The sequence below is a fragment of the Paucidesulfovibrio longus DSM 6739 genome (genome assembly GCF_000420485.1).
In the GTDB taxonomy this organism is placed as follows: domain Bacteria; phylum Desulfobacterota; class Desulfovibrionia; order Desulfovibrionales; family Desulfovibrionaceae; genus Paucidesulfovibrio; species Paucidesulfovibrio longus.
In genome coordinates this window covers 283,447-295,806 of sequence record NZ_ATVA01000012.1, presented here as the reverse complement: position 1 = coordinate 295,806, position 12,360 = coordinate 283,447, and the positions used below count along the sequence as shown (strand labels likewise).

Sequence of the window (12,360 nt, the reverse complement as noted above, 5' to 3'; positions counted from 1 at the left end):
AGCGCAAGGGCGCGCCATGGGCCCGCCCCGAGCCGAAAAGCGGGAAACGGACCGGGAACTAGACGGCCTCGGACGCCGGGAGCGGCGCCAGGGCGCGCGGATCGGCCACCGCCTCCGGGCGCAGCTCCGCCGCGATATGCAGCCCCGCGTCTCCACGCCGTCCCCTGTCGAGGGCGAGGTTCACGCAGGCGGTCTCCATGGGACGGGCCTGCGCGTCCAGAACCACGTTCACCAGCGGGGCCAGGGGATTCTCGGGGTCGTGCCGCCAGACCATGGCGGTGCGCCCATCCGAGAGGCGCACCAGGGACCCCAGGGGATAGACGCCCATGAAGCGCACGAAGCGCTCCACGTCTCCGGGCTCGTGCGCTGCGCCGCGCTCGGCGAAGAGCAGGGTCATGGCCCGGGACGGGGAATCGGAACGGGGATCGTACCCGGGCCGGGAAAGCAGATCGAACTGATCGGCCAGCGCCAGAATGCGGCCCTGCGGACAGCGGGCAGCGCCGGAAAGCCCAGCGGGTCGCCCCTTGCCGTCGTGGCGTTCGTGGTGCTCGGCCACGGCGCGGATTATCCCCTCGGGCACCCCGCCCTGCCGCCGCAGGATGACTTCCCCGTCGTGCGCATGGCGGTCGAAGAGCGCCTGCTCCGCTGCGGAAAGCCTGCCCCGCCGGGTGGTCAGCTCCAGAGGCAGCCGCGTCTGGCCCAGGTCGTGCAACAACCCGGCGAGACCGATCCGCAGCGCGTCCTCGCGATCCAGGCCGAGGTGCAGGGCAAAGGCCATGGAAATGAGGGAGACATTCACGGAGTGGATATGCAGCCGGGCGCGGTTCTCGGCGAGCCGAGCGGCCCAGAGCGTGGCCGCCGGATCCGCGGTCAGTTCCTCCAGAGTCCGCTCCAGGCCCTGCCGCGCCTCGGCCAGGGACAGGGTCCGGCCCTGGGCCGCCTCGGCGAAAAGTCTGCGCGCCAGCCGCAGGTTGTCCTCATAGAGTTCCCGGGCCCGGGCCAGATCAAGGCGCAGGCGCTCCCCGTCGGGGTCGGCGAAGGCATGCGCCGCTTCGTGGGGACGGGACGCACTCAACCGCCCCAGTTCCTGCTCGACCTCCTCGGGCAGGCCGGCCCAGCGGCTCCCCGAAGGGTCCCGACTGCGGTCCGAAAGGGCCGAACGCAGGTCCACGAAGACCTCGCGGAAGCCCTGGCGCACGATCTCCAGAACCTCCTCGGCGGAGCGCACGTAGCCCTCCACCGCGTAGACGCGCTGGGCGTCCAGGAGCGCATGGTTCGGGACACCCGCCACGAGCATGCCCGGTTTGAGATCGCGAACGGAAATTCTGCGGATCACGACAAGGTTTCCTTCCACGGTCGGAAGCGCTGGGGTGCGCCCCCGGTTCCTGCGGGTTGGGAGCCGATCGAGTGCAATCCGGCAATCCTATACATAGAGCGGGACGATTTGTCGAGCGGAACCTGGGAACCGGCTGCGGCGTCCCGAAGCGGGACCGCAGCGGGCAGTTGCCGCTGGCCCTCCGATCTGCTATCCCTCGTCTGCCCACCAATTGAACGTACTTCGGAGGAGAGGCATGGCCGCCAAGAAACCGAATCCCGAAGAGCTCCGCAAGGAAGCCCTGGGAACCGCCATAACCACCATTGAGCGCAAGTTCGGCAAAGGGTCGATCATGCGCATGGACGAAGCCGCGCACCAGGCCATCCCGGTCATCCCTACGGGCTCCATCGCCCTGGACATGGCCCTGGGCGTTGGCGGCATCCCGCGCGGACGCGTCTCGGAAATCTACGGCCCGGAATCCTCGGGCAAAACCACTCTCGCCCTGCACCTCATCGCCGAGGCCCAGAAGCTGGGCGGAACCGCAGCCTTCGTGGACGCCGAGCACGCCCTGGACATCAATTACGCCAAGCGCCTCGGCGTGAAGACCGACGAGCTGCTCATCTCCCAGCCGGACTATGGCGAACAGGCGCTCGAAATCGCGGACCTGCTCGTGCGCTCCGGCGCCGTGGACGTTGTGGTCATCGACTCCGTGGCCGCCCTGATCCCCCAGAGCGAGCTCGAAGGCAACATGGGCGAGACCCAGGTGGGCGGCCAGGCGCGGCTGATGTCCCACGCGCTGCGCAAGCTCACCGGCACCATCCACAAGTCCCGCACGGTCGTGCTCTTCATCAACCAGATCCGCATGAAGATCGGCATGACCGGCTACGGCAACCCCGAGACCACCTCCGGCGGCAACGCCCTCAAGTTCTACGCCTCGGTGCGCATGGACATCCGCCGCATCCAGACCCTCAAGGACAAGGACGAGGTCTTCGGCATCCGCGCCCGGGTCAAGGTCGTCAAGAACAAGGTCGCCCCGCCCTTCCGCGAGGCCCTCTTCGACGTGCTCTACGGCACGGGCATCTCCCACGAGGGCGAGCTGCTCGACATGGGCGTGGAAGCGGGCATCGTGGACAAGTCCGGCGCCTGGTTCGCCTTCGGCAGCGAGCGCCTCGGCCAGGGCAAGGAGAACGTGCGCCAGTACCTGCAGGAAAATCCCGATCTCGCCGCACAGATCCGCGACAAGCTCGTGGAGCACCTGGGCATCAACGGCCTGCCGCTGCCCAAAGGCTCCCCGGACGAGCCCGAGGCGGACCTCCCGGGCGACTTCGACGAATAACCGAACCAAGAACCCGACGACAGGACGCGGTCGCACCCCACGCGGCCGCGCCTTTTCGACTCTGCCATTTTTTTGGAGCAACAAGATATGAACGCCGCTGAAATCCGAAAACGCTTCCTCGAATTCTTCGAGAAGAACGCCCACACCCGGGTCCACTCCTCCTCCCTCGTGCCCAAGGACGACCCGTCCCTGCTCTTCACCAACGCGGGCATGGTCCAGTTCAAGAAGACCTTCCTCGGCCAGGAGAAGCGCGACTACAAGCGCGCCACTTCCTCCCAGAAGTGTCTGCGCGTGGGCGGCAAGCACAACGACCTCGAAAACGTGGGCCGCACCGCGCGCCACCACACCTTCTTCGAGATGCTCGGCAACTTCTCCTTCGGCGACTATTTCAAGGAGGACGCCATCCGTTTCTGCTGGCAGTTCCTCACCGACGAGCTCAAGCTGCCCAAGGACAAGCTCTACATCACCATCTACAAGGACGATGACGAGGCCGGAAAGCTCTGGCAGAAGGTCGCGGGCGTGGAGCCCGAGCGCATCTACCGCCTCGGCGAAAAGGACAACTTCTGGTCCATGGGCGACACCGGTCCCTGCGGCCCCTGCTCCGAGGTGCACATCGACCAGGGCGAGGAGATGTGCTGCGGCCCCAACTGTGGCATCGGCCAGTGCGACTGCGACCGCTTCCTCGAAATCTGGAACCTCGTGTTCATGCAGTACGACCAGGCCGAGGACGGCACCCGCACCAACCTGCCCCGCCCCTCCATCGACACGGGCATGGGCCTGGAGCGCATCGCCGCGGTCTGCCAGGGCGTGCAGTCCAACTACGAATCCGACCTCTTCACCCCGATCATCGACTACGCGGCCGCGCTCGCGGGAAAGAAGTACCGCGAGGACCACGAAACCGACACCGCCCTCCAGGTCATCGCCGACCACAGCCGGGCCATCGCCTTTCTCATCCCGGACCAGGTCATGCCCTCCAACGAGGGGCGCGGCTACGTCCTGCGTAGGCTGATCCGCCGCGCCTACCGTTTCGGCAGGCTCATCGGCCTCCAGGGAGCCTTCCTCTGGAAGACCGCCGGAAAGGTTGTGGACGAAATGGGCCACGCCTTCCCGGAAGTCGTCAAGACCAGGGATTTCATGGAAAAGGTCGTGCGCGAGGAAGAGGAGCGCTTCTCCCAGACCCTGGACAAGGGCCTGGCCATGCTCGAAGACGAAATGGCCGCCGTGAAGCAGGCGGGCGGAAGCGTCATTTCCGGCGAGGCCGCCTTCAAGCTTTACGACACCTACGGATTCCCCATCGACATCGTCAACGACGTGGCCGAGAAGCAGAGCCTTACCGTTGACGAGCCCGCGTACAACGCCTGCATGAAGGAACAGAAGGTCCGCGCCAAGAAAGCCTGGAAAGGCTCCGGCGAAAAGGACGTGGCCACCCTCTTCCACTCCCTGCTGGAAAAGAGCGTCAGCTCGAAGTTCACCGGCTACGACAGCCTCACCGAGGAAACCCGCGTCAAGGCGTTGCTCAGCGAGCAGGGCGAGCGCGTGGAAAAGCTCTCCGCCGGGGAAAACGGCTGGCTCGTCACCGTGGAGACCCCCTTCTACGGCGAATCCGGCGGACAGGTCGGCGATGCGGGCAAGGCCGAATCCCTGACGGGCAAAGCCGAAGTGCTCGACACGGTCAAGCCCTCCCCGGAACTGACCGTCCACAAGATCACCGTGGTCGAAGGCGTCGTCGAAGACCGCAAGGACATCAAGCTCCGCGTGGACAAGGACGCCCGCATGGCCACCCAGCGCAACCACACCGCCACGCACCTGCTGCACGCGGCCCTGCGCAACGTGCTCGGCGCCCACGTCAACCAGTCCGGCTCCCTCGTGGCCCCGGACAGGCTGCGCTTCGACTTCACGCACATCAGCGCCATGAGCCCCGAAGAGATCCGCAAGGTCGAGGACGAGGTCAACCGCGCCATCCTCGCCAACGAGAAGGTCCACACCGAGGTCATGAGCAACGAGGACGCCGTGAAGAAAGGCGCCACCGCGCTCTTCGGCGAGAAATACGGCGACGAGGTCCGCGTCGTCCAGGTTCCGGGCGTGTCCATGGAACTCTGCGGCGGCACGCACCTCTCCTACACCGGCCAGACCGGACCCTTCGTGATCCTTTCCGAGTCCGGCGTGGCCGCGGGCATCCGCCGCATCGAGGCCGCCACGGGCTGGAACGCCCTGAACCACCTACAGGACGAGCGCAGCGCCTGCCGCGACGCCGCCAGCCTGCTCAAGTCCGGCTCCGGCTCCATCGCCGAGCGCATCCAGGCGCTCCAGGCCGAGGTCAAGGCCGCGAACAAGGAAATGGAACGCCTCCAGGCCAAGCTCGCCTCCGGCGCGGGCCGCGACCTCCTGGCCGACCTCGCCGAGGTCAACGGCGTCAAGGTGCTGGCCGCGGAAATCGAAGCGCCCAATCCCAAGATCATGCGCGAGCAGATGGACGCCCTGCGCTCCAAGGTCGATTCCGGCGTGCTGGCCCTGGCCGCCAGGCAGGAGGACGGCAAGGTCTCCCTGATCGTGGCCGTGACCAAGGATCTCGTCGGACGCTTCAAGGCGGGCGACATCGTCAAGCAGGCCGCTGCGGAAGTGGGCGGAGGCGGAGGCGGACGGCCCGACATGGCCCAGGCCGGCGGCACCAACCCCGACGGCATCCCCGCTGCCCTGGAAAAAGTCAGGCAGATCGTGGCCGCGGGTTAGGCCCAAGCCGAACATCGCAATGCAAAGCGCCCTGGTCCGCACGGATCAGGGCGCTTTTGCGTGGCCGGGATCGGGAAGAAAAGGCAGGCCTCCGGCGGCCAGAGGGCCCGCGGCCCTCTGGACTCCCTTTCTGCGCCGAAGCTCGATGCTGCGCATCCGCGCTTCGGCGCGTAAGGGGCTCCCCAGGTCAGATTCGTTTGCGCTGATCCTTCCCAGCGCGTGTTCGTTTTTGATCCTGCCAATCACGAGAGCGTTTTCTCCACTGGCTGCGCAGCTGGTTCCAGTGCGAAGGACACCCGCGGAAGCGCCGCAAGGCGCTTCGCCGACGAACGGTCTTTGGGAGGGGGGTACGGGGGAACCCTTTCTGCAGAAAGGGTTCCCACCGATTGATTCGCTCAGAAAAACAGCCGGGCAAGCACGAGCGAGCCGGTGACGAGTTCCGCCAGGGCCAGGGCCATGAGCGTGAAGCCCGCAAAGCCGTGCAGCCTGGGCAGGGTGGTACGCTTCTTCTTGACCTTGTCCATGACCGTGCCGGAAATGAAGGAAAAGAGGATCAACGCGCCCATGGCGAGGCCGAGCCAGAAATGCGCGCCCGTGACGCCGTAGCCGCGCCAGGTCCAGCGCGCGGCCCAGATGCCGAGGGTGAGCCCGCCGAGCCAGAAGCCTTCGGCAAGCTGGCCCCACTGGACGTGTTCTTTCCAGGGAAACATGCACTTGCGGCCCAGGTGCACGGCGCAGTATCGCTTCCAGCCCAGACGCAGGGCCAGGATCGCGAAGAGTATTCCCAAGAGCTGTATGACGGGATGTATCCAGAGCATGGATTCGTGCCCCCTGGCGATCTTGGTGTTTTCTAGTCCGTCGTATCAGTGCAGGGCGTCGAGGCAGATCAGGCCCAGAAAGGCGAGCATGGCCGCGTCCGCGAGCCGAAAACCTCCCGGTGCGCCGCTCCGCCGCGCTCCCGGCAAGACATCGGCCACGGCGGCCAGCCCGGAAATCAAGGCCAGCGCGAGCAGAGCATAGCGCAACGGTCCGCTTTCCACCACCCCCAGCACGGCGCTGGCCGCCAGGCCCAGCAGGAAGGCGGCCGTCCAGAAGGCGTGCACGAGCGGGTAGCGCCCCGGCCGCAGCGCCAGGGGGGCCACGGCCAGCCCGGCGCGGGCGTAGTCGTCGCGTCGGCGCTCGGCCAGCGTCCAGAAATGGGGAGCCTGCCAGAGGTAATAGACCGCGAAGAGCGCCCAGATGCTCGGCGACCGGGCCGGATGGATCGGGCCGTTCGCCAGCAGCCAGCCGAACACGGGAGGCAGCGCGCCCGGCACGGCCCCCAGCAGCACGGCATGGGGCGAGACGCGCTTCAGCGGCGTGTACAGCCCGTTGTAGAGCAGCGCCGTCAGCAGGGGCACCAGGGCTGCGGCAAGCCCGCCCATGCGGAAGGAAACCCACACGGCCAGGGCCAGAAGCGCGAAGCCCAGGGCCAGGCCCCATCCGGGCGCCAGCGCGCCAGAGGCCAGGGGGCGGGAAGCGGTGCGGGCCATGCGCGCATCGATGCGGCGCTCCTGGACCTGGTTGAGCACGGAGCAGGCCGCGCAGAGCAGAAAGCCCGCGCCTGCGGCGGCCATGGCCGTGGGCGCGTCCGCCTTGGCCAGGAGCGCGCCGATGCCCGTGGAAAGCCCGGCCATGATCCCGATGCGGGGCCGCAGCAATTGCCCCGCAGCCGAGAGAACCCCGAAAGCCACTATTCGCTCCCCAGGCTTTCGATGTATTCCACCAGGGCGTCCACGTCCTTGGGGTCCAGGTAGTCGTAGGCGGGCATCATGGGATCGAAGCCTTTGCGGATCATCTCTTCCGGCTTGACGATGGATTCCTTGAGATATTCCGCGTCCGCCTTGATCTGCTTCTCCTTTCCGTCTTCGAGCACGTCCACGTCGCTCCCGGCCAGCCCCTTGAAGCTCGGCCCGGCGATGACGGTGCCGTCCGTGGAGTGGCAGGAGAGGCAGCCTTCGTTCTCGGCGACGTCCCTGCCGCGCGGCGGGGCCGGAGCGGCAGCGCCCTTCATCCAATTGAGCATGGCACGCAGCTCGTCGTCGGAAACCTGTCCTTCATAGGACGGCATGATGTCGTCGTAGCCCTCGACCACCTCGGCACCCGGCTCCAGGATGGCTCGCCGCAGATAGGCTTCGTCCGCCACCATCTGCCGCTTCTTGCCGTCCGCTTCCACGACCTCCACCTCGCGGTGCCAGATGTTCTTCAGGGTGGGGCCGACCTGATCGGAGCCGTCCAGGCTGTGGCAGCCCGTGCAGCCCTGTCCCTCGAACACGGCCACGGGATCGGGACCGCCCTGGGCGGCTGCTGGGGCCGCGCCCGCATACCACTTCTCGAACTCGTCGTGGGACACGGAGCGGACCACGGAAAGCATGTTCGCGTGCTTCAGCCCGCAATATTCCGCGCAGAGGATGTCGAATTCGCCTTCTTCCTCAGGCCGGAACCAGGCGTAGGTCATCATGCCCGGCACGGTGTCCACCTTGATGCGGAACGCTGGCACGTAGAAGCTGTGGATCACGTCCGTGGAGGTCATCTCCAGCTTCACGGCCTGGCCCACGGGCACGACCAGCTCGGCGGAACGCTTGCCGTTGGGATATTCGAAGGCCCAGGACCACATCCGGCCCGTGACCTCCACCTGCATGGCGTCCGCCGGGACCGAGCGCAGCGCCTCATAGCTGGTCCAGCCGAAGTAGAACATGCCCAGGACGATGAACGTGGGCAGCACGAACCAGACCGCTTCCAGCAGCCCGTTGCCCTTGATGTCCGCCGCCTGCGGGTGCTTTTTCCGCTGGTAGCGCCAGACGAACCAGAGCATGGCCCCGACGATGCCCACGAGCAGGACGATGGAAATGCCGAAAATGATCATGAAGGCCTGGTCGACCTGCTGAACCGCGTTGATTACCTGTGGATACATGTTCGCCTACCTGTACGCCACGTCGAAGAAGGTGAAGCCCATGAAGATGGCCAGGACCACGAAGGCGGCAAGCACCATCATCTTCAGACCGAACGCCTCGTACTTGAGATGCATGAAGAAAAAGACCACGAGCGCGGCCTTGGTGCTGGCGATGGTCATGGCCACCACCACGTTGAGAAATCCGAAATTGATGCCGGAGATCCAGACCGTAAGCCCGGTCAGGACCAGAAGCGCGGCCAGAACCAGCGCCAGGGCCTTGTAGCTGGAGATATGCTCGTCGGATGTATGCATGTTCTTGCTCCCTGCCGCGGGGCTTTCCCGCGTGCGGTCGTGGTTCCCGATGGTTCCGCCCTCGTCCGTCCCCTAGGTCACGAGATAGAAGAGCGGGAAGAGATAAATCCAGATCAGGTCCACGAGATGCCAGTAGAGCCCGGCGTTTTCCAGGGCCACGGGCTCGCCCGGCAGGATCTTCTTGCCCGTGAGGCTGTAGACCCAGCCGAGCACGCTCATGCCGATGACCACATGCAGGCCGTGCAGCCCGGTCATGGCGAAATAGAGCGCGAAAAAGACCTGCTGCCCCAGTTCGCGTTCGGCCAGTTCGTGCCCGCCCGGATAGAGGCCATGCTCGAATTTGATGCTCCACTCGAAGAACTTGTTCACCAGGAAGACCAGGGCCAGGGCCATGGTCAGCAATATCAGCCGCCGCGCGAGCACGACTTTGCCGTATCGCAGCGCCGAGACCGACGCGGCCACGCAGAAGCTGGAGATCAGCAGCACGGCGGTGTTGGCCGTGCCGAACACGCGGGAAAGCTCCTTGGCCGCATGGTGAAACTCCAGCGGGTAGCGGTGCAGGTAGGCCGAATAGAGCACGAAGAGCCCGCCGAAGAGCAGCAGCTCCGTGAACAGGAAGAGCCACATGCCCATGCGGGCGCCGACCGGATCCTTGTGCGGCGCGTTCATGGCCTGCCCTCCCCCGGCGCGACGGGCGCGCGCATGCTCGCCTCTTCCGGCTCGATGCCCTCGTAGTCGTAGGGTCCGTGCGTGACCACGGGTTCCTCGAGGAAGTTCTCCGTGGGCGGCGGCGAGGGAATCGTCCACTCCAGGGACGCTCCGCCCCAGGGGTTGTCGCCGACGCGGCGGCCCTTGCGCATCCCCGCCACGAGGTTCGCGACCATGAGGACCAGGCCCACGGCCACGATCCAGGAACCCACGGTGGAGAGCACGTGCAGGTCCGTGTACTGCGGCAGGTAGTCGTAGTAGCGGCGCGGCATGCCGTTCAGGCCGAGCAGGAACATGGGGAAATAGAGCAGATGGAAGCCCGCGAAAAGGATGAAGCAGGCCACGTTGGCCCAGAACTTGTTGTACATCCTGCCGTAGACCTTGGGCAGCCAGTAGTGCAGGGCCGCGAACATGCCGAAGCCCGTGCCGCCGAAGATGACGTAATGGAAATGCGCGACCACGAAATAGGTGTCGTGCACGTGGATGTCCGTTCCGGCCGAGCCGAGCACGAGGCCCGTGAGCCCGCCCATGGAAAAGAGCACGATGAAGGCCATGGCGTACCAGAGCGGCGGCTCCGGGGCGATGGAGCCCTTGTACATGGTCGCCACCCAGTTGAAGACCTTCACCGCCGAGGGGATGGCCACGATGAAGGTCAGCAGCGAAAAGACCATCACGGCGGTGTCGCTCATGCCGGAGGTGAACATGTGGTGCGCCCAGACCAGGGAGCCCGCCATGGCGATGCCCAGGCTGGAGAAGGCGATGGCGTTGTAGCCGAAGATGTGCTTGCGGCAGAACACGGGCAGGATGTCGGAAATCGCGCCCATGGCCGGAAGGATCATGATGTAGACCGCCGGATGCGAATAGATCCAGAAAAGGTGCTGGTAGAGGATCGGGTCGCCGCCGCGCGCCGGGTCGAACAGGCCCATGCCCAGGAAGCGCTCGGCCACGATGAGCAGGGCCGTGATGCCCAGCACGGGAGTGGCCAGGAGCTGAATCCAGGCCGTGGCGTAGAGCGACCAGACGAACAGGGTCAGCCGTCCCCAGGTCATGCCCTCGGCCCGCAGCCGATGGATGGTGATGATGAAGTTCAGGCCCGTGAGAATTGAGGAGAAGCCGAGAATGAACACGGCCAGCACCGCGAGGTTCACGTTGGTGGTCGTGACCTGGGAAAAGGGCACGTAGAACGTCCAGCCCGTGTCCGGCGGCCCGTCTCCGGTGAAGAGCGACATCACGGCCAGGGCTGCCCCGGCGATGTAGAGCCACCAGGAGAAAAGGTTCAGCCGGGGAAAGGCGACGTCTTCCGCGCCGATCTGTATGGGCATGAAGATGTTGCCCAGGGAGGCGGGAATGCTGGGGATCACGACCATGAAGATCATGACCACGCCGTGCAGCGTGAATACGGCGTTGTAGGTCTGCTGGCCCATGATGGTCGCGCCCGGAGCGATCAGCTCCAGGCGGATGAGCAGGCCGAGCACGACTCCCACCGCGAACATGGCCGCGATGCAGTAGAAATAGAGCAGTCCGATGCGCTTATGGTCCGTGGAGAAGATCCACGCGGCCACCCGGCCGGCGAATCCGGCTCCGGCGGGCGGGTCGAGAAAGGACGTGGTTGCCTGGGTCATCGCGTTCTCCGAAAAAATCCGCTTGTCCGGTTCTAGTTTCGCTTCCGCTTCTTGCCGCCGAAGAACAGGGCCAGCGCCAGGATGCCCAGCCCTATGAGCACGGCGCTGCCGGCCACGCGCATGATGTTGAAGGTGTATTGCCTGCCTTCGGGGTCGTAGGAGAAGCAGAAGGAGAGCACGCGCTTCACGGAAAGGCCCACCTTGCCCTCGGCGGCTTCCGTCGCGGCCATGGCCAGGTCGAAGGGCATGAAGGCGTTGCCGTAGAGGTAGCGCACGATGCGGCCCTGGGGCGAGACAGCCACCAGGATCACGGGATGGGCGAAATCGCGGTCCAGCCGCCGGAATCCGAAGCCGATGGCGTCGGTGAAGGCGCGGATGTTCTGCATGTCGCCCACGAGGAACCGCCAGGCCTGGTCCGGGAAATTGCCCTGCATGGCGGCCATGTACTGCTTCTTCTTGCGCGCGGCGATTTCCGGCGTGTCCAGCTCGTCGAAGCTGACGGAGAGCACCTGATACTCCGTGCCGGGCTTCAGGCCGACCTGCGGCAGGGAGCGGGCCAGCGAGCTTTGCAGCAGGTTGCAGACCGTGGGACAATTGAAATACACGGGCGCGATGATGGTGGGCTTGTCGATGACGTGGCGCAGATCCACCTGGTTGCCGTGGCTGTCCGTGAAGAGGATGCCCTCGGGCAGAAATTCGCCGAGGTGCTCGGTCACGCCCACATCCGCTGGCGATTCGGTCGGGTGCACGTGGGCGGGCATCTGCCCGTCCATCTCGGGCATGCTCTCGTGCCCGTCCATGCCTTCGTGCGCTTCCATGCCTTGAGGCTGCGCATCCGTGCCGGGAGCGGCCACTTCGCCGTGCCCGTCGGCGGCCGACGTCTGCCCCATGTCCATGGTTCCGGGGGATTCGGAAGATCCGGGCGCGGCGGCGTGACCGGACTCCATGCCCTCGTGCCGCTCCATGGCCGGAGCGGTGTCCTGCGCCAGGGCGGGAGAGCCCCCGGCGAACGCTGCGAGTGTCAGCGCGGCGGCTGCGACAAACGCCGCAACCGCCGCTTTTCCGTTTCCGTACACGATTCTAGAATCCGGCCATGTAGTCGGCCAGGGTCTTGATGTCCGCATCGGAAAGGCGGCTCATCTGGGAGACCATGATGGCCTTCTTTTCCCCGCCGAAGGTGCCGGCCTTGTAGCCGAGCATGGCCTTTTCCAGTTCCTCGGAACTCTTGCCCTTGATGACCATTCCGTCCTGAGGCTTGGAGCCGTCCGCGCCGTGGCAGCCCTTGCAGCGGGTGTACAGGGTCTCGCCGTCAGCGGCAAAGGCCGCCATGCCGGCTCCCAAAAACACAGCCAACGAAAGCACGATAAGGATACGTTTCATAAAATCCTCCTATTAGGACCAGGGA

At 65.8% G+C, this 12,360-nt stretch carries 11 protein-coding genes; 2 read left to right on the top strand and 9 right to left on the bottom strand.

The annotated features are described in order from the left end of the window. Window positions 1–58 precede the first annotated feature (58 nt). Window positions 59–1,336 (bottom strand): HD-GYP domain-containing protein, encoded by a 1,278-nt coding sequence (locus G452_RS0106015; RefSeq protein WP_022661361.1) that lies wholly within the window; start codon window positions 1,334–1,336, stop codon window positions 59–61. A 235-nt stretch (window positions 1,337–1,571) separates the two neighbouring features. Between G452_RS0106015 and recA the strand changes: the two genes are divergently transcribed. Then, window positions 1,572–2,651, top strand: coding sequence for a recombinase RecA (recA, locus tag G452_RS0106010; RefSeq protein ID WP_022661360.1), 1,080 nt, complete (start codon window positions 1,572–1,574; stop codon window positions 2,649–2,651). Window positions 2,652–2,738: 87 nt separating this feature from the next. Further along, window positions 2,739–5,381 carry an alanine--tRNA ligase gene (gene alaS, locus G452_RS0106005; protein WP_022661359.1) on the top strand — a complete coding sequence of 881 codons (2,643 nt, stop codon included), beginning with the start codon at window positions 2,739–2,741 and terminating at the stop codon, window positions 5,379–5,381. Between the two features lie 395 nt (window positions 5,382–5,776). On the opposite strand, the gene G452_RS0106000 is transcribed toward alaS, so the two are convergent. From G452_RS0106000 to G452_RS0105965, 8 genes are all read right to left on the bottom strand, one after another. Beyond that, complete coding sequence (locus G452_RS0106000; RefSeq protein WP_022661358.1) at window positions 5,777–6,199, bottom strand: DUF4079 family protein; 423 nt, start codon at window positions 6,197–6,199, stop codon at window positions 5,777–5,779. A 45-nt stretch (window positions 6,200–6,244) separates the two neighbouring features. Next, a complete protein-coding gene (locus G452_RS18300) occupies window positions 6,245–7,114 on the bottom strand; it encodes a protoheme IX farnesyltransferase (protein WP_022661357.1) in 870 nt (289 codons plus the stop codon). Next, window positions 7,114–8,334 carry a cytochrome c oxidase subunit II gene (gene coxB, locus G452_RS0105990; RefSeq protein ID WP_022661356.1) on the bottom strand — a complete coding sequence of 407 codons (1,221 nt, stop codon included), beginning with the start codon at window positions 8,332–8,334 and terminating at the stop codon, window positions 7,114–7,116. The genes G452_RS18300 and coxB overlap by 1 nt, the downstream gene beginning before the upstream one ends. A 6-nt stretch (window positions 8,335–8,340) precedes the next feature. Beyond that, window positions 8,341–8,625: a cytochrome C oxidase subunit IV family protein gene (locus G452_RS0105985; protein WP_022661355.1), complete on the bottom strand. Its 285-nt coding sequence runs from the start codon at window positions 8,623–8,625 to the stop codon at window positions 8,341–8,343. 72 nt (window positions 8,626–8,697) lie between these two features. Further along, window positions 8,698–9,294, bottom strand: coding sequence for a cytochrome c oxidase subunit 3 (locus tag G452_RS0105980; RefSeq protein WP_022661354.1), 597 nt, complete (start codon window positions 9,292–9,294; stop codon window positions 8,698–8,700). Beyond that, on the bottom strand, window positions 9,291–10,955 hold the full coding sequence (gene ctaD / locus G452_RS18295; protein ID WP_022661353.1) for a cytochrome c oxidase subunit I: 1,665 nt from the start codon (window positions 10,953–10,955) through the stop codon (window positions 9,291–9,293). Before ctaD ends, G452_RS0105980 begins: the two co-directional genes overlap by 4 nt. Before the next feature lie 32 nt (window positions 10,956–10,987). After that, on the bottom strand, window positions 10,988–12,031 hold the full coding sequence (locus tag G452_RS18290; RefSeq protein ID WP_051141996.1) for an SCO family protein: 1,044 nt from the start codon (window positions 12,029–12,031) through the stop codon (window positions 10,988–10,990). Window positions 12,032–12,035: 4 nt separating this feature from the next. Next, window positions 12,036–12,335, bottom strand: coding sequence for a c-type cytochrome (locus G452_RS0105965; RefSeq protein WP_022661351.1), 300 nt, complete (start codon window positions 12,333–12,335; stop codon window positions 12,036–12,038). Window positions 12,336–12,360: the final 25 nt, after the last annotated feature.

Bases quoted from the DNA above. Each gene is read 5' to 3' on its own strand.
- recA (WP_022661360.1), top strand. From the start codon at position 1,572: ATGGCCGCCAAGAAACCGAATCCCGAAGAGCTCCGCAAGGAAGCCCTG.
- alaS (WP_022661359.1), top strand. From the start codon at position 2,739: ATGAACGCCGCTGAAATCCGAAAACGCTTCCTCGAATTCTTCGAGAAG.
- G452_RS0106000 (WP_022661358.1), bottom strand. From the start codon at position 6,199: ATGCTCTGGATACATCCCGTCATACAGCTCTTGGGAATACTCTTCGCG.
- coxB (WP_022661356.1), bottom strand. From the start codon at position 8,334: ATGTATCCACAGGTAATCAACGCGGTTCAGCAGGTCGACCAGGCCTTC.
- G452_RS0105985 (WP_022661355.1), bottom strand. From the start codon at position 8,625: ATGCATACATCCGACGAGCATATCTCCAGCTACAAGGCCCTGGCGCTG.
- G452_RS0105980 (WP_022661354.1), bottom strand. From the start codon at position 9,294: ATGAACGCGCCGCACAAGGATCCGGTCGGCGCCCGCATGGGCATGTGG.
- ctaD (WP_022661353.1), bottom strand. From the start codon at position 10,955: ATGACCCAGGCAACCACGTCCTTTCTCGACCCGCCCGCCGGAGCCGGA.
- G452_RS0105965 (WP_022661351.1), bottom strand. From the start codon at position 12,335: ATGAAACGTATCCTTATCGTGCTTTCGTTGGCTGTGTTTTTGGGAGCC.